Below are 16,193 nucleotides of genomic sequence, written 5' to 3' on the forward strand. Positions count from 1 at the left end.
GCAGGGTAGCTACGTTCGGAAAGGATAACCGCTGAAAGCATCTAAGCGGGAAGCCTGCCTCAAGACGAGTTCTCCCTGAAGGACCCATGTAGACTACATGGTTGATAGGCTGGATGTGCACAAGCAGCAATGCTTTCAGCAGACCAGTACTAATAGTCCGTTCGACTTGATTTTTGCCAACACAAATCCCATCCCTTATTTTAACTTATATATTTGTCCTGGTGGTCATAGAGGAGGGGGTACACCCGACCCCATTCCGAACTCGGAAGTTAAGCCCTCCTTCGCCGATGATACTGCATATTCTTGTGTGGGAAAGTAGGTCGCCGCCAGGGCTCTTTTTCAAAAGCCTCGTGTAGAAATACACGGGGCTTTTTTTTGGCCCTGCGCTCACCAAAGAATGCTGGACGCTGGACGCCCGGACGCAGGACGAGGCTGCCAATCGCTGCGCTACAGTTCGCGACGGGTGGCGTTAAAGACGATAGCAGAACGCGGGACGCCGAACGTAAGACTGTTTTTCCCCCGTGAGGTATCCCAGCTAAAAGTTCGTGACGCCCGGCCAACGCGGCCCGCGTCAATCCAACGGCGAGCTTTTTGCTTTCGAGTCGGTAGCCACTGCGACCCATCCACGAAGCGAGAAACCTGCATAGAACATGGACACATCTTTAAACCCGGCGTCCGTCAGTAATTGTTCTTCCTCCTTCTGAGTGAGGAGCGGCAACTTCTCCGCCATGACGGATGCCGACGCAGCGGCCTGTGCGAAATCGAATTTTGTGCCGCCTGAAAACGCCACTAATCGGGTCAACTCCCGAGCAGTCTGTCCGTTGTCAGGCTTACAATGCTGTGCGACCACAAGCCTCGCACCGGGTGCAAGCCTTGACCGCAACGCACAAAGCGTTTCAAATCTTTCAGCCTTCGTCATAAAATGAAGCGTCAGGAGACAGGTCGCACCATCGAATGGCCCCCGCTGCGCGTCGGTGATATATCCTTTTTGAAGTGTCACTTGCCCGATGGCAGGGCCAACTATCTCCTCCGCGAGTTGGAGCATTTCGGCGGAGGGATCGACGCCTAGAAAATGCCACTCAGGTTGCCATTGTGCAAATGCCTTCAACTCCAGACCGCCTCCGGCCCCTAAAACCAATATGTTTGCCTTTTTGGGGGCGTGTTCCGTAAGTAACAGCATCGCCATACGGTGAAGATCGTCGTACCCTGGGACGCGTTGCGGGGTGTCTGCCGCGTAGCGTGCGACGTTGGCTGGATCGGTAAAGGGCTTAATGAAGTCCATGTCGCCACCTGATAGGACGCTCGGTGCTCCCGGCTCCCTCTGTTTACAACATTTTAATCCTCAAACCGTGAAGGGCGCTCACAGTATCACTTAACATAGCCAGTGTGACCGCTGTGAAACGGCTTGCCAGGACCTCTTGGACTTCTTCGAAAATGGGGTGTTTCCCTCGTTTTCAGAGGCAGGCGCGCCGACCGTCAGTCTGGCAACCAGGATCGTTGCCGACATTGCCGGCCCGCCGGAGTTTCACAGGCCGGCGAGCCGCCTATCAGCTTGGCATGGGGCAATGCGGGACAGTTCGCCCACAGCTTGGGCGTTGCAGAGGCGGGGGCGCCGACCCGACCGTCAGCTTGGCAGGCCCAGGCGGGCGGCGGCGGTTTCAGCGGCGATCTCGGTCAGCGACTCCATGAGCGGGCCGTGCTCGAGGCCGGCCAGATGCAGAAAACCGTGGGCGAGAAGCCGCGCCATATGCAGCCCCGGCGGCTGGCCGTAGAGAAAGGCTTCGCGGCCAACAGCGTCAAGGCTTAACGCCAGTTCGCCCAGATACTCCGGCCGGGCCGGATCTTCGGCCGGGAAGCTTAAGATGTTGGTCGGACCGGGCAGGCCCAGGAACTCCCGATTCAGCGCCGCAACGGCCGCGTCGCCGGCCACCTGCAAATCAAATTCCCGGCCCGAGAGGTCCAGAGCGTCCAGAAGTGCGTCGCACAACGCCGCCAACTCGGGCCGGGAAGCCGGCAGATCGGGCGCGAAAACGCCCCGGGCAAGACCTATCATGCCGCGTGTTCCGCAGCCTTGGGATCAACGGCGCAGGCCGGCTCTTCGCGAGTCTTGCCGTTTTTCTCCGTGCGGTTGGCGCTGGGATATTCGATGCGTTGGTGGAAGATGCCGGTTAAAATCCGGTGAAAGGTGTCGGTTAAAAGGGTCAAATCCTTGAGTGTCAGTTGCGATTCGTCCAACTCGCCCTCGGTATAGATCTTGCGCACGATATTTTGGATATGCCCCTTGATGCGGCTTGGCGTGGGGTCCACCAGGGTGCGGCTGGACGCTTCGATGGCGTCGGCCAAAAGGATCAGGCCGGCTTCCTTGGACTGCGGTTTGGGGCCGGGATAGCGGTAATCGGCTTCACGGATGGGATCGTCGCCCTTGGCCTCGGCCAGTTCCTTGGCCTTGTGGTAGAAATAGGCAATGAGCGTTGTGCCGTGGTGCTGCCCGATAAGGTCGGTGAGCGCCTGGCCGAGCCGGTGCTCGCGGGCCAGTTCGATGCCCTTTTTGACGTGGGAGATGAGAATGAGCGCGCTCATGGACGGCGCGAGCTTGTTGTGGCGGTTTTCCTTGCAGGAAATGTTTTCAATAAAATAGTGGGGGTTTTTGAGCTTGCCGATGTCGTGGTAGAGCGCCGCCACTTTGGCCAACAGCGGATTGGCCCCGATGGCCCGGGCACCGGCTTCCACCATGTTGGAAACGATCAGGGAATGGTGGTAGGTGCCGGGCGCCTTGACCATAAGTTCCTGAAGCAGCGGCTGCTCCAGATTGAGCAGTTCCATCAAGCGGAAGCGCGACGTATAGCCGAAGATAAGTTCCATGATGGGGGCGATGCCGACCACGGCCAAAAGTGACAGGAAGGCCGACAAGGCCACAAAGGCCAGACCGGCTCCCACCACCGAGGGATCGTTTAAATCCATCAGATTGACCGAAATCCACATGACGCACAGGGAGGCCAGGAGCGGTAAAACGGATTTGAACAGTTGGGACCGGGTTTCCGAGCGCTTGATGAGATAGATATAGATCATCGAGCCGACGAAATAGTAGCAAAAAACGCCGATGCCGCCGTAGACCATATTGGCGGCCAGAAACGACAGAATGAGGCTGACAAAGATGCACAGGCGCTTGGAGAAAAACAGCGCCAAAATGCCGGCCGCCCCGGCCATGGGCAGGCTGAAGGCGAAATAGATGGATCGCGTGGCCTCAGGCAGCCCTCCGCCGCCGGGGAGGGTAACCACGTCGGCCACCTTGGCCAGGAAGCCAAAGATAAGCAGCACCACCCCGAGAAACATCCAGTCCGTGCTGCGCACCCGGTTAAAACCAACCCGCTCCAGTGAGACATAAAGCACGGCCAGAAACATCAGGCACATGCCGAACAGCCCGGTGGCCCGCAACAGGTTGTAGGGGCCTTTGCGGTGGGAATACAGGGATTGGAGCTTGAGTTGCTGGATGGGGCCTACCCGTTCGCCCTGGCGTACGATGATCTCGCCCTTTTTAATGATGTAATACAGCGGTTCCACGGCCCGGGTGATCTCGGCCTTGCGGGCTTGGGTGGTTTCCTGGTTCAGCGTCATGCTGGGGGCCAGCAGGGGATAGACCAGGGTGTAGACAGCCTTTCGCAGACGGAAGGGCTTATTGAGCGACACCTTGAGCTGATGCTCCAGGTCGTCCTTGATCTGTTTGAGATCCCTGATGTCGCGGGTATCGACCCGCAGGGTTTCCATTTTCGAAGGCAGATCGCGCATGAGGATGCCGTTTTTATACGGCGTAAAGACCGTGACGCTGCCGACAACGCCCGGCTCGTAGTTATGCTTGAGCCACGGCAGCACGTCTTTGTTGAGCAGATTTCGAAAATCGTCCTGCCGCCAGACTTCGATGATGTCGCCGCCGACTTCGGTGTTGAGGTTTTCAGCGATCTGCCAGCGCAGCTTTTCCAGATCCTCGCCCGGGGCGGCGGCGCGCACCGAGGCGATGATGTCTTCGACGCTTTTGGCCAGGGCCTCGTAGGGCAGGGGGCTGACATCGAAGACCGGGGGCTGGGCCTCGGCCACCTGATCCCGGCGTCGGGTCGTGGCTTCCATGTCTTCGATTTGCAGATTCTGGTCGGCGGCCACGTCCTGGGTCGCGATCTCGCCGGCGGTAAAAAGCCGCACCGACGTGTCCAGGCCAAGCCTGGCCACAAAACTGAGGGTAAAAACAACGGCCAGGAAAAACAGAAATCCCGGCACCCATTCCGGTGTCGTCGTCCCGTTTGTCGGCTGGCCCGTGGTCGGGGCCGGGGCCTTGATGGCCCGCTTAACCCTGTCGACTATCTCGCTCATAGGCCTGAACGATCCTTCCCACCAGGGGATGACGGACGACATCGACGTCGCTAAAAGTGACGAATTCGATGCCGCGTACAGTGCGCAACACCCGACGGGCCTCAATCAGACCGGACGCCGTATACTGCGGCAGATCAATCTGGGTCACATCGCCCGTGACCACGGCCTTGGAGGACAGTCCCAGGCGGGTGAGAAACATTTTCATCTGTTCGGGGGTGGTGTTTTGCGCTTCATCCAAAATGATCAGCGCATCGTTTAAGGTTCTCCCCCGCATAAAGGCCAGGGGGGCCACTTCGATGACCCCGGTATCGAGCATCTCGCGCACCTTGCGGAAATCGAGCATGTCGTTGAGGGCGTCATAGAGGGGGCGCAGGTAGGGATTGATTTTTTCGACCAGATCGCCGGGCAAAAAACCCAGCTTTTCGCCGGCTTCCACCGCCGGCCGGGTGAGGATGAGCCGTTTGACCCGACGTTCCAGCAGAAACGTGACGCCCATGGCCACGGCCAGATAGGTCTTGCCCGTGCCGGCCGGTCCGATGCCGAAAACAAGGTCGTGGCGGCGGATGGCGGCAATGTAGTCGCGCTGGGTGGCGGTGCGCGGGGTAATGGTTTTTTTGGGGGATATGATCAGGGATTCTTCGCGGTAGACGCGTTGCAGGCTGGCCTCGGGTGTCCGGGCCAGAACGCTTAAGGCCTGCTCCACGTCAACGGGATACAGCGGCTTGCCCTGGCGCAACAGCCCGTAGAGCTGGACCAGGACATTGGCCACATGGGCCAGCGTTTCTTCGGAGTCGGCGCGCACGACAACGGCGTTTCCCCGAGTGTCGAGACGCGCCCCGGATTTGTCCGCGATCAGGGCAATATTGGCATTTTGGGGCCCGAAAAGGTCCCTGGCCAGCTCCGAATCGTCGAAATCGATGCGGCGCTCACAGCACAGTGTTTCTAGCATAACTTCACAACACCCGGTTGCGGTGCGCAGCCTTCGCACAAGCTACGGCCCGCAAGTAATACACCGCGCCGTTAAGGACAAGCAAAACAGTACAATCACGTTGATTCCCGCAACATTTCCAAGGTCGGGTCCACCGCCGCCCGCACGGTTTCAAGCGTGTGCGACACCGTCACCAGCCCGGCCGCGGCACCCTTTATTCGCCGCACATCGGCCACCCGGGCCATCCACACGTCGGCCGTCCCGGCCCCGGCGGCAAAGCTGGCCAGGGCGGCCAGCCCGGCGGCCTCTTCGAGGCTTTTTCGCGGCGGCTCCTGTCCGGGATGGTCGCGACGCAGAATCACGTGGGCACCCGGCCCGTTGGCCGCGTGGAACCACAGATCGAAGGGGCTGGCAAGTCGCAGAAGCTGGTCGTTGGCCTTGGCGTTTTTGCCCCGAAGGACCAAAAAGCCGTCGGTAGTGCGGTAGACGTGGGCGGCCACGCCTTTGAGGCTGCCTGACGGTCCCGGACTGGCGACGACGCGGTCCGGGCCGCGTTCCCTACTTTTTAAGTCTTTTTTTGCGCCTTGCAAGTCCCGGCGGCGGGTGGCGATAGCGACCAACCCTCGTTGGCCTTTAGCCGCCAAATAATAGAGCTTTTGCATGTTGCCAAGGATAGTCAGGGCCGGATCGAGGAGCAGGGTTTGCTGCTCCCCTTCTGGGGTTGTCAATAAAAGTTCAGGAATTTTAGCTGTTTTGTCCAATGCGTGGAGACTTGCGGCAATGGCGTCGGCTTCGGCCTTGCGGGCGATAAATGCCTGCATGCGGGCCTCGTCGGCCGCCAGACGCGACAAAGCCCGGTCCTGGCGGCGTTTGGACGCGACCTGGGCCGCGGCGTCCGGGGCGCGGCTGCGGCCCGACACCTCGCCAAAGGCCAACGGCTCCCCAAAGGCGGCGGCCGCTTCCAGGGCGGTGGGAAAAGCCTGGGCCGTGACCGAGGCCGGGAGCGGGTCGGGCCAGCGCACCGGCCACACGGCTGCGAGTTCGCCGTTGTGGCGCTCCAGGAAAAACCCTTCGGATTCCCCGTCGGCCAGCCGGTCGTACACGGCCTGGGCCGTCTGGGGCGGCAGGGCGACCAGCCGGCGGCGCAGGCCGGGGGACAGCTGGGGGCTTGTCTGCCAGATGTCGGGTGTCGCGCGCACGGCGGCCAGCGTCGGCCAGACCGGTTCGGCCAGTTCGGATAGTCCGGCCAATTCGGATAGTCCGGCCTGTTCGGACGGTTTGTAGAATCCGGTCGGTTCGGCCGGTTCGGAGAGGCCGGGGCCGGGCGCGTCGGCCAGGGCCGGAAAGGAGCGGGGATCAAGGACCAGCGCCGGGCCGTCGCCGGTCAGGGTCAGGACAAGCTGGCGGTTTGGCCAGTCGGCCAGGACGCGGACGATGCGCCGGCCGCGCAGGTATTTGCGCAGGCGCATGGCCGCTTGGGGGGCGCGGTCAGGCTGGGCGGTTTTCTGGCCGGAAAGGAAAAGGAAATACCGGCCCGTGCCGTAGCGGGCGTGGAGATAGACGGTTTTTCTGGCCTCGCAGCCGGGCACAACACGGTTGACCGGCAGATACAGGGCCAGGGTGACGACGTTTGGAGCCGGCAGGAAGACCTTCTCCACCCGGGCTCCCGGGAGGGCGTCAGCCAGTTCCCGGGCCAGGAACCGAAAAAAAACTGCCTCCATGGGACTTCGCCTCCAGCCTGGGGCCGGCCTTTTGCGTCCCAGGGCGGGCCATGGTCTGTGGCGTCCCGGGGCGGCTCACGTTGCAGCGGCGGCAGGGACAAGGCCCGATGCCGCCCGATGCGGCGTTTCGTCCGGGAGACGGGCCGCAACCGCAACCGTTTCCGGCGGCGACCGGCTAATCTCCCCGGAGGTCTTCGTCGGCCTCTTGCCTGCTCTTGCACTTGATGCACAGGGTGGTGACCGGGCGGGCCTTTAAACGGGCGAAGCTGATGTCTTCGCCGCATTCGACGCACTCGCCGTAGGTGCCGTCGTCGATGCGCTCGATGGCTTCCTTGATCTTTTTGATGAGCCGGCGTTCCCGGTCGCGCAGGCGCAAGGTAAAGGCCCGGTCGGATTCGGCCGTGGCCCGGTCGGCCGGGTCGGCGTACACCTCGACCGTATCGGTCATGTCTTCCATGGTTTCCTCACCCTTTTTGAGGATGTCCTGGAGCATGCCGTTTAGAAGTTCCCGAAAAAAATCGACGTCCTTGGGATCCATGAAGTCCTCCTCGGCCGCCGGCTAAACAGCTCCGGCTTGAAAAACGAATTGAGTAATGCAAAGTGGCGCAGAGGTAAAGAGGTATCGATTGGCCGGGAGAAAGGCCGGGCTGCTTGCGGTTGGCGGCGCGATCCGGCGATTTCGGTGGATGGGGCGGCTTGCACTTGCCCCCGACCGGGTCTGCAGGATAGATAAGAGACACGAGGGCGCGAGGCTTGCAGGCTTGCAGGCTGCGGGCCGGGGTCAGCCAGGTGGAAAAGGGGGCGGTGATGCGCGCGGGGTGCCAGGAAACGCCATGCAACATTCGAAATTTGTGCGGCGAATTGCAAAAACTCGGGTGCGATCAGGATCCCTCCTGGTTGGCGATTTTGTTGTTTGTTCGCAACTTGTTGCGTCCCTTCACCATATTTGACGACAGCCACAAAAAAAAGCTGCAGGAATACGTTTTTTCCGAGTTGGCCCGGCGCGATCCTTCTGCCGCGCATCGCGCGCAGATGCTGGCCGGCCTTGAACAACTGCTGGTTGATCATCTGCCCATGGCAGCCGTCAAAGAGCAGCTCGCCACCGAACAGGCCGCCTCACGGTCCCTGGCCCGCTCCATCACGGATTTTCTGGAAGAGACCCTGGCCTCGGAGCAGGAACGTTCCACCCTTGTGGGCGCGTTTGGCCGCGAGACCATGGACACCCTGGACGGCGGCGACGAACCGGCGGTGATAATCCCCAGGCTGCGCCAGCTCGTGGTCGGCATGCTGGCCCACTACCGGGAGGAGGCGCAAGCCTGGGAACGCAAGGTCCAGCAACTGGAAAAGGTCATCCAGGTGGACCCGTTGCTGGCGCCGCTGCACAATCGCCGTTCCCTGGAAGATCATTTGTGCGGGGCCATCGCCCGGGCCGAAATCTCGGGCGAGCCGCTGGCGGCCATGATGATCGACGTGGATAATTTCAAGACGGCCATCAATGACGCCTTTGGCCATGTGGTCGGCGACGATGTCCTGCGCACCCTGGCCAAGATCATCGATGCCCACGCCACGCGCCACGGCTGGTTTGCCGCCCGGTTCGGCGGTGACGAGCTGGTGCTGGTGTGCAACATACCCGGCAGTCAGGCCCAGTTTCATGCCGACGCCATCCGGCTGGCTGTCCAGCATTACGAGTTTGTGCCACGTATCGAGGGCAGACTGTCCGAGAAGCCGGTTCGGTTCACCGTCTCCATTGGCGTGGCCGAGCATGTCTCCGGCATGTCCGCAGCCGAGCTCATCGGCGCGGCCGATGCCGCCATGTACCAGGTGAAAACGTCGGGCCGCAACAATGTGGCCCAGTTTGAACCATCCCCCGCCTGAGAGCCTGCGCCGCCGGTTGGAACGACTCCGGCGGCAGCCGGCCAAAGCGTCTGACACGAAAAGCTTTTCTTTTTATCCGAAAGACGTATGCTGCCATCCAATTGCCATACGGTCTTTACAAGCGGCCGGTATGGGTGTCTTCCCGGCTGGCGGATCGTCCGCCGTCCGGGCGCAACTGACCCTTTTGGAGGGAATTATGAGCGAGCAGGAATGCGCTTATTATCAAAGCCTTTATGAAGTTGCCATGTGCATCAACTCCAGCCTGGAGCCGGCCACGGTGCTGCACGCCATCGCCGAACAGGCGGCCAAGGCGCTCTCCGCCAAGGCCTGCTCCATCCGTCTCCTCGACCGCCAGGGCCGCACCTTGCTGGCCGGCACCTCCCATGGCCTGAGCAAAGGCTATCTGCGCAAGGGCGCTGTGGAAGTGGCCAAAAGCAAGATCGACCAGGAAACGCTCACCGGCAAGGTCGTCCAGATCAAGGACGCCGGCAACGACCCGCGTTTTCAGTATCCCGACGCCGCCCGCGAAGAAGGCATCGCCTCGGTCATGGCGCTGCCGCTCATGGTCGGCGGCAAGGCCATCGGCATCATGCGGCTGTACAGCGACAAGCCCCGCGAATTTGATGTCAGTGAAATCCACTTCGCCACGGCTATTGCCAACTTAAGCGCCATGGCCATCGAAAACGCCCGGATGCATCAGGCGCTGCGCACCGACTACGAACTCTTAACCGCCTACGAATACACCATGCACGAGTAGCAGGAGCAGGCATATGCAAAAGCTTCGCATCGCCATCAACGGATTCGGCCGCATCGGCCGGCAAGTGCTTAAAGCCATTCTCGAACGCCACGCCGACGCCATGGACGTCGTGGCCATCAATGATCTTTTCGATGTGGGCACCAATGCCCATCTGCTCTCCTACGACACCAACTACGGCAAACTGCCCGTGGCCGCTTCCGTGGAAGGCGACGTTATGGTCGTTGGCGACTGGCGCATCCGCAATTTTGCCGAACGCGATCCCAAGGGCCTGCCCTGGAACGACCTGGGCGTCGATATCGTCGTCGAATCCACCGGTATCTTTCGCACCGGCCCCAAATGCCAGGCCCACATCGACGCCGGAGCCAAAAAGGTCATCATCACCTCGCCGGCCAAGGAAGAGGATCTCACCATCGTGCTCGGCGTCAACGACGAGCGCTATGACCCGGCCGCCCACCACATCCTCTCCAACGCCTCCTGCACCACCAACTGTCTGGCCCCGGTGGCCAAGGTGGTCCACGAGCAGTTCGGCATCGTCAAGGGGGTCATGACCACCATCCACTCCTATACCAACGATCAGCGCATCCTGGATCTACCGCACAAGGATCTGCGCCGGGCGCGCGCTGCCGCCTGCAACATGATCCCCACTTCCACGGGTGCGGCCGAAGCGGTCTCGCTGGTCATCCCGGCCCTTAAGGGCAAGTTCTCGGGCCTGTCCGTGCGCGTGCCCACGCCCACCGTTTCCCTGGTCGATTTTGTGGTGCAGTTGGAAAAATCCACCACCACCGCCGATCTGCGCGCCGCCCTCAAGGCCGCCGCTGACGGTCCTTTGGCCGGCATCCTGGGCTTTTGCGAACTGCCGCTGGTGTCGTCGGATTTTAAGGCCGATCCCCGCTCCTCCATTGTCGACGCCGAATACACCTTCGTCCAAGGCGGCGACATGGCCAAGATCCTGGCCTGGTACGACAACGAATGGGGCTATTCCTGCCGCGTTGCCGATCTGGCCGCCTTTATGGCCGAAAAGGGCCTGTAGACCGCGCGGGGCCAGACCTGCGACGCGGCGACAACGTCTGCTTGGGCGGGAGGGCTACGGCCTTCCCGCCTTTTTTTATTTCGTGCGCGAGTATCTCGCTTATCAAACTGTTTGACTCTCAAGAAACCCCGTCGTAAAGATTCCTTGCCTGCATAAAAGCGTAAGGAGTGCCTATGATCGGTCGTTTTGCCAACCTCGGCCAGTACCGGGGATTGTTTTCCTTGAAAGATTTTGCCGGTTGTCTGGCCGGCGGTGGCCTGGCCTTGGCGGCGTTCGTGCTCGGCCAGGCCGGCGGGCCGGTCTGGCTGGCGGGCGTCCTGGCCCTTGGGGCCGTGGCTGTAAACGGCCTGCCCATTGTGGTGGAAGCAGCCAAGGGCGTCATGGAACGCCGGGTCAATGTGGATGAGCTGGTCGCCATTGCCATCGTGGCCTCGCTGCTGCAAGGCGAGATGCTCACCGCCGCTGTCGTCAGTTTCATTATGACCCTGGGGGCCTTGGTGGAGGAGGCGGTCAGCGACGGGGCGCGGCGTTCCATCCAGGCTCTGGCCTCGCTGGCCCCTGAGGAAGCGGTGGTGGTTGCCGAGGACGGCAGCGAGCGCACCGTGCCACTGGCCGAGGTCCGTGTGGGCGACCGGGTGCTGGTGCGCCCTGGCGAGCGCATCCCGGTGGATGCCGTCATCGAAACCGGCGTCACCGCTGTGGACGAATCGGCCCTGACCGGCGAATCCCTGCCCCGGGAGCGCGCCCCGGGCGACGCCATCCTGGCCGGCACGCTCAATTATACCGGCCGGGTCACGGCCCGGGCGGTCAAGGTCGGCGAGGATTCCACCTTCGGCAAAGTGGTGCGGCTGGTGGTCGCGGCCGAGGCCGGCAAGCCCCGGGCCGGTCGCATCGTGGACCGCTACGCCCGGTATTTTACGCCCCTGGTCCTGGCCAGCGCCGCCCTGGCCTGGCTTGTCAGCGGCGAGGCCGGGCGGGCCGTGGCCGTGCTGGTGGCCGGCTGTCCCTGCGCCCTGCTGATGGCCGCGCCAACGGCCACGGTGGCCGCCATCGGCCGGGCCGCCAAACGCGGCATCCTGATCAAGGGCGGGCAGTATCTCGAAGAAGCCGCCCGGGCCGATGTCGTCCTTTTCGACAAGACCGGAACCCTGACCCTGGGCCGGCCAACGGTGGACGCCGTCATCCCGGCCGCTGGCCACGACACCGCCGATGTCCTGACCTGCGCCGCCTGTCTGGAGCGCCACTGCAACCATCCGCTGGCTGCCGCCGTCCTGGACGCGGCCCGGGCCGCCGGCCTGACCATCCGGGCGGCCGATGCCATGGTGACCGAAATCGGCCTGGGCGTTCGCGGCGAACTGGACGGGCAGGTCGTGGAAGTGGGCAGCCCGGAGATGCTGGGCGGTGCCCCGGCCCTGCCGGCCGATGTGGCTGCCTGCCTGGAAACGGTGCGCGAGCGCGGGGCCACGGCCCTGGTGGTGCGCCGGGGCGGGGAAGTCCTTGGGCTGCTCAGCGTGTCCGACACCGTCAAGGACAACGCCAAAAACGCCGTGGCCGCGCTGCGCCATCTCGGCATCACCTCCGTGGGCATCCTCTCCGGCGACCATGACCGGGCCGTTGCCACCCTGGCCGGCCAGGTCGGGATCAGCGAGGTCTGGTCGGGGCTTAAGCCCCAGGGCAAGCTCGACGTATTGGCCGACTTGCAGCGCCGGGGCCGGCGGGTGCTCTTTGTTGGCGACGGCGTCAATGACGCCCCGGCCCTGGCCCGGGCCAATGTGGGCGTGGCCATGGGGGCCATCGGCTCGGATGTGGCCCTGGAAACCGCCGACGTGGCCCTGGTTGACGACGATCTTGGACGCCTGCCCTTTCTGGTGTATCTTGGTCGGCGCATGACCAAAATGATCGCATTGAACATCGGCCTGGGCCTTTTTTTCAACAGCGCCGCCATCCTCGGCAGCGGCTATGGCCTGCTTTCACCCATCATGGCCGCCCTGTTGCACAACCTCGGCTCCATCGTGGTGGTCCTGTCCTCGGCCAGTCTTGCTCTTACGGCCGAACCTGCAATCCAGAGCGAAAAGGCCTGACGCCATGGAAACCGAACAGCTCACCCGGCTGCTCATTGCGTTTTACGAGAAATTCTCCTCCTGGGAACACGGGGTGGTCAAGGAGTCGGGCCTGTCCTTGCCCCAGATGCACACTTTGGAAATCCTCGGGGCCGACGGTGATCTGCGCATGACGGAACTGGCCGGCAAAATGGGCATCACCACCGGCTCGCTGACCGTCTTGGTGGACCGTCTGGAGCGGGGCGGGTTTGTGGTGCGAAAACCCCACGAGACCGACCGTCGTTCCATCCGGGTGAGCCTCACCGAGGCCGGCCAGCGCCTTTTTGCCGAACACCACAAGCTCCACGAGCAGCTCACCCAGGAGATTCTGTGCGCCCTGGCCCCGGACGAAGCCGGCCAATTCGCCGCCATGTTGCACAAAATTACGAGTTGTTTTTAGGAGAAGAGGCCTCCGGCGGCCGGGGGGGATAATCCCCCCCGGACCCCCTTGATAGGAGAAGTTTTTTAAGGGGTAATCGGCTTTGTGCCATCCGGTCGGCAGGCAGCGTTGCTATGGGTGCAACAGCGGGCGGCCAACGACTCCCGGTGCGGCGCAACCTGCTTGCCGCGCACCAGTTCTGCGCACTGTCGGCAGGAACACAGCGGGGGTGCGGCGCAGCGCCAGCCGCGAGAGGCTTTTCCCGGCGGCAAAGCGCTTGTGATCCATGGCAAAAGGATGGTAGGAACGGGAATGCTGCCGGAATCGCATGGAAACCAAGCGGACAGGGACAGCCTTCTCGAAGGCGTGGCCCTGCTGTTGGCCGTGCCGGACCGGCAGGCCTTGCTCCAGGTCGTTTTGCGCCTCGTTGGTGGCTGGACCGGCTGCGAAGCCGTGGGCATCCGGCTGCGCAGCGGCGAGGATTATCCGTATTACACCACGCAGGGATTCCCGGAACAGTTCATTATGGCGGAGAATTCGCTGTGCGCGCGACAACCGGCCGGGCCGGACCAGAAGGCGTTGTCGGACACGCCGTCCCGCCGGCTGGAATGCCTGTGCGGCGCAGTCCTTGAAGGCAGAACCGATGCGGCCCTGCCTTTTTTTACACAACACGGCAGTTTTTTTACCGGTTCGACCTCCCGGTTGCTGGCGGATCCTTCCGCCCTCGGCGGAGTGTGGCGTGTGCGAAACCGTTGCAACACTGCCGGCTATGAAACCGTGGCCCTTATCCCCCTGCGCGCGGCCGATACGACCTACGGTCTGTTGCAGCTTGACGACCGGCGACCGGATTGCCTGGACAAACCTGACATCGAACGTTTGGAGCGCCTGGCTCACGGCCTGGCCATCATTTTGTCCCGCCAGGAAATGGCGCAAGCCCTGGCCGATTCCGAATCCCGGCATCGGGCCATGTTTTTTTCCAACATCGCGGTCAAGCTTCTCATTGATCCCATGACCGGCAGCATCGTGGATGCCAACCCGGCGGCCTGCGACTTTTACGGGTATTCACTGGGCGAAATACAAAAATTGTCGATCTGGGACATCAACACCATGCCCCAGGAGCAGATTCGCCAGGAGATGAACCGGGCCAAGGATGAGGGACGGGGATTTTTCCGGTTCCGGCATCGCTGTGCCGCCGGGGAAATGCGGGAAGTGGAGGTCTATTCGGGGCCGGTGGAATATCTGGGCCGCAATCTGCTCTTTTCCATCGTCCACGACGTGACCGACCGGGTCCGGGCCGAGGAGGCCCGGGATCGGGTGGAGCAGATCGTGCGCCATGATCTGCGTTCGCCCCTGGCCGGGATTGCCGGACTGGCCGCCCATCTGGCCGACACGCCGCTGACGCCCAAACAGCACGAAATAGCTGCCGTCATCCGGGACACGGCCACGGGCCTGGGCGAACTGGTCGGGCGCAATCTCGATTTGTGCAAGATTGAGCAGGGCCGCTATCTGCTGGTGCCAAATCCCGTGCCGCTGGCTCCCCTGGTGCGGCGTCAGGTCCAGGTGGCTTTGCCGTTGGCCGCCAGACGCAGCGTGTCCCTGGTGCTGGGCGACGGGTTTGCCACCGATGCGGCAGGGGAGGACAGCCCCTGCGTGGCTGGCGAGGCCGGCCTTTTGGCCACGGTTTTTTCCAATCTCATCACCAACGCCGTGGAAGCCGCCCCGCCCCAGACCGCCGTCACCGTGGCCCTGGCCGCCCTGGCCGACGGCGTGGCGGCCTCGGTGCACAATTTCGGCGTCATCCCCGAAGACATCCGCCACAGGTTTTTTACGAAATACGCCACCAGCGGCAAGGTGGGCGGCACCGGTCTTGGAGCCTACATCGCGCGCCGCATCATCCAGTTGCACGGCGGCGATATCGACTGGGAATCAAACCACGAGACAGGCACGCGTCTGACCGTGCGCCTGCCGCTCCATGCCTCGCCGGGCTGCCGTCAATCCGCCTGATTGTTTCCAACGTTCCCCGTCTGATTGCGGCAAGGCCGCGCCAGCCCGTGGGCCTGCCGTTTTTGTCGCGCCACCGCGTTTTCTATTCCGCCTCCTCGCCAAAGGCCGCAAAGACCTGCTCCAGTGAGGCCGCAATGCCCATATTCTGGCAACTGGCTCCGGTATCGACGGCCGGGCGGCCGGTGACGGCTTCCAGGATGGCGGCGGCCTGGCCCAGTTCCCGGGCGATGTCCGGGGCGTGGAGGTAGGGCAGGCGGGCACCGGCCATGATCAGCGTTTCGTAGTTGCTTTTGGCCAGCGCTTCTTCCTGCTGCCTGGCCCGGCGCAGTTGGGCCAGCAGTTGGCTGTAGCGGGCCGACAGCGCCGGCAGGGGCGGCGTGCCCGGGGGCGTATCGGCCAGAAAGCGCAGGCCAAACCGCAGGATGCCCGGGATGTCGGGCACCTCGGGCGCTAATTTGACGAGCAGTGTCTGGAAAAAGGCGGCCGCCCCCGGCGACCAGTCCGGGCCGATCTGGCGGGCGGCTGCGGCCAGGGGCACAGCGTCGTGCGGGAAGCGTTCTGCCAAAAGCCGTACCAACGGTTCGGGCAGATTGCGCTGGGGGGCCAGACGGTCAACGAAGCGCCGTATCCGCTCCGGGGAAAGGGGCACGGGAAACCGGGTGCCGTCGGGCATCAGCGCGGCGGCCCGGGGCGGGTTTTCGACCAGGGCCTCGGCCAGCCGGGCGGTTGCGGCGACGCTTAAACGCGCGCGCTCCATGGTCGGCTCCAGGGCGAGTGCCGTGTCCGGGCCGGGAAAGAGCAACAGTTCGCGAAGCGTTTCGGCTTGGGGATCGTCGGGATCGGCGATCAGGGCCGCCAGTTGCTGCGCTCGGAGTTCGCCATAGGTGGAGTGGATGAAATGGAGCACGGCGGCGTCCTGGGGCAGACCGGTTTCAAGGATGTCGATGATGGCGGCCATGAGATCCTGGATCGGCTGGTCTTGCATAGTTTTTCCGGGAGGTTTTATCCCCTGCGCCAGGGCCGGCGATTGACAGGGGG

13 protein-coding genes and 2 rRNA genes are annotated in these 16,193 nt (G+C 62.9%); 8 read left to right on the forward strand and 7 right to left on the reverse strand.

The window, feature by feature from the left end; genetic code table 11:
* Both GTA51_RS08165 and rrf read left to right on the forward strand, forming a co-directional pair.
* Positions 1 to 174, forward strand: a 23S ribosomal RNA gene (locus GTA51_RS08165); the annotation flags it as partial.
* 43 nt (positions 175 to 217) lie between these two features.
* Positions 218 to 332 (forward strand): 5S ribosomal RNA (rrf, locus tag GTA51_RS08170).
* Between the two features lie 239 nt (positions 333 to 571).
* On the opposite strand, the gene GTA51_RS08175 is transcribed toward rrf, so the two are convergent.
* From GTA51_RS08175 to dksA, 6 genes are all read right to left on the reverse strand, one after another.
* On the reverse strand, positions 572 to 1,282 hold the full coding sequence (locus GTA51_RS08175) for a class I SAM-dependent methyltransferase (protein ID WP_160960183.1): 711 nt from the start codon (positions 1,280 to 1,282) through the stop codon (positions 572 to 574).
* Positions 1,283 to 1,624: 342 nt separating this feature from the next.
* Positions 1,625 to 2,053 carry an rRNA maturation RNase YbeY gene (ybeY, locus tag GTA51_RS08180; RefSeq protein WP_160960184.1) on the reverse strand — a complete coding sequence of 143 codons (429 nt, stop codon included), beginning with the start codon at positions 2,051 to 2,053 and terminating at the stop codon, positions 1,625 to 1,627.
* Complete coding sequence (locus GTA51_RS08185; protein WP_160960186.1) at positions 2,050 to 4,362, reverse strand: HD family phosphohydrolase; 2,313 nt, start codon at positions 4,360 to 4,362, stop codon at positions 2,050 to 2,052. The genes ybeY and GTA51_RS08185 overlap by 4 nt, the downstream gene beginning before the upstream one ends.
* Entirely contained in the window at positions 4,337 to 5,311 is a 975-nt protein-coding gene (locus GTA51_RS08190) for a PhoH family protein (RefSeq protein WP_160960187.1), read from the reverse strand. The genes GTA51_RS08185 and GTA51_RS08190 overlap by 26 nt, the downstream gene beginning before the upstream one ends.
* Before the next feature lie 95 nt (positions 5,312 to 5,406).
* On the reverse strand, positions 5,407 to 7,011 hold the full coding sequence (locus tag GTA51_RS08195) for an NFACT RNA binding domain-containing protein (RefSeq protein ID WP_160960189.1): 1,605 nt from the start codon (positions 7,009 to 7,011) through the stop codon (positions 5,407 to 5,409).
* A 175-nt stretch (positions 7,012 to 7,186) separates the two neighbouring features.
* Entirely contained in the window at positions 7,187 to 7,549 is a 363-nt protein-coding gene (dksA, locus tag GTA51_RS08200) for an RNA polymerase-binding protein DksA (RefSeq protein ID WP_024825974.1), read from the reverse strand.
* Between the two features lie 371 nt (positions 7,550 to 7,920).
* Here dksA and GTA51_RS08205 point away from each other — a divergent pair, with 371 nt between their 5' ends.
* The 6 genes from GTA51_RS08205 (at position 7,921) to GTA51_RS08230 (ending at position 15,155) form a co-directional block, all read left to right on the forward strand.
* Entirely contained in the window at positions 7,921 to 8,886 is a 966-nt protein-coding gene (locus tag GTA51_RS08205; RefSeq protein WP_343039500.1) for a GGDEF domain-containing protein, read from the forward strand.
* Between the two features lie 196 nt (positions 8,887 to 9,082).
* On the forward strand, positions 9,083 to 9,643 hold the full coding sequence (locus GTA51_RS08210) for a GAF domain-containing protein (RefSeq protein ID WP_160960192.1): 561 nt from the start codon (positions 9,083 to 9,085) through the stop codon (positions 9,641 to 9,643).
* A 13-nt stretch (positions 9,644 to 9,656) separates the two neighbouring features.
* The gene (gene gap / locus GTA51_RS08215; RefSeq protein WP_160960194.1) at positions 9,657 to 10,673 is read left to right on the forward strand and encodes a type I glyceraldehyde-3-phosphate dehydrogenase; all 1,017 of its coding nucleotides are present in this window, start codon (positions 9,657 to 9,659) and stop codon (positions 10,671 to 10,673) included.
* A gap of 173 nt (positions 10,674 to 10,846) precedes the next feature.
* Positions 10,847 to 12,754, forward strand: coding sequence for a heavy metal translocating P-type ATPase (locus GTA51_RS08220; protein ID WP_160960195.1), 1,908 nt, complete (start codon positions 10,847 to 10,849; stop codon positions 12,752 to 12,754).
* Positions 12,755 to 12,758: 4 nt separating this feature from the next.
* Positions 12,759 to 13,172, forward strand: a complete 414-nt coding sequence (locus tag GTA51_RS08225; protein WP_160960197.1) for a MarR family winged helix-turn-helix transcriptional regulator — start codon at positions 12,759 to 12,761, stop codon at positions 13,170 to 13,172.
* Positions 13,173 to 13,463: 291 nt separating this feature from the next.
* Positions 13,464 to 15,155, forward strand: coding sequence for a PAS domain-containing sensor histidine kinase (locus GTA51_RS08230; RefSeq protein ID WP_160960198.1), 1,692 nt, complete (start codon positions 13,464 to 13,466; stop codon positions 15,153 to 15,155).
* An 82-nt stretch (positions 15,156 to 15,237) separates the two neighbouring features.
* On the opposite strand, the gene GTA51_RS08235 is transcribed toward GTA51_RS08230, so the two are convergent.
* Positions 15,238 to 16,140, reverse strand: a complete 903-nt coding sequence (locus GTA51_RS08235) for a hypothetical protein (RefSeq protein ID WP_160960200.1) — start codon at positions 16,138 to 16,140, stop codon at positions 15,238 to 15,240.
* Between the last annotated feature and the right edge of the window lie 53 nt (positions 16,141 to 16,193).

The sequence above is a fragment of the Solidesulfovibrio aerotolerans genome, assembly GCF_009856865.1.
Lineage (GTDB): Bacteria > Desulfobacterota > Desulfovibrionia > Desulfovibrionales > Desulfovibrionaceae > Solidesulfovibrio > Solidesulfovibrio aerotolerans.

Excerpts from the sequence above, each read along its gene's own strand:
- GTA51_RS08175 (WP_160960183.1), bottom strand. The coding sequence starts at position 1,282 with ATGGACTTCATTAAGCCCTTTACCGATCCAGCCAACGTCGCACGCTAC.
- ybeY (WP_160960184.1), bottom strand. The coding sequence starts at position 2,053 with ATGATAGGTCTTGCCCGGGGCGTTTTCGCGCCCGATCTGCCGGCTTCC.
- GTA51_RS08185 (WP_160960186.1), bottom strand. The coding sequence starts at position 4,362 with ATGAGCGAGATAGTCGACAGGGTTAAGCGGGCCATCAAGGCCCCGGCC.
- GTA51_RS08190 (WP_160960187.1), bottom strand. The coding sequence starts at position 5,311 with ATGCTAGAAACACTGTGCTGTGAGCGCCGCATCGATTTCGACGATTCG.
- GTA51_RS08195 (WP_160960189.1), bottom strand. The coding sequence starts at position 7,011 with ATGGAGGCAGTTTTTTTTCGGTTCCTGGCCCGGGAACTGGCTGACGCC.
- dksA (WP_024825974.1), bottom strand. The coding sequence starts at position 7,549 with ATGGATCCCAAGGACGTCGATTTTTTTCGGGAACTTCTAAACGGCATG.
- GTA51_RS08210 (WP_160960192.1), top strand. The coding sequence starts at position 9,083 with ATGAGCGAGCAGGAATGCGCTTATTATCAAAGCCTTTATGAAGTTGCC.
- gap (WP_160960194.1), top strand. The coding sequence starts at position 9,657 with ATGCAAAAGCTTCGCATCGCCATCAACGGATTCGGCCGCATCGGCCGG.
- GTA51_RS08220 (WP_160960195.1), top strand. The coding sequence starts at position 10,847 with ATGATCGGTCGTTTTGCCAACCTCGGCCAGTACCGGGGATTGTTTTCC.
- GTA51_RS08225 (WP_160960197.1), top strand. The coding sequence starts at position 12,759 with ATGGAAACCGAACAGCTCACCCGGCTGCTCATTGCGTTTTACGAGAAA.
- GTA51_RS08230 (WP_160960198.1), top strand. The coding sequence starts at position 13,464 with ATGCTGCCGGAATCGCATGGAAACCAAGCGGACAGGGACAGCCTTCTC.
- GTA51_RS08235 (WP_160960200.1), bottom strand. The coding sequence starts at position 16,140 with ATGCAAGACCAGCCGATCCAGGATCTCATGGCCGCCATCATCGACATC.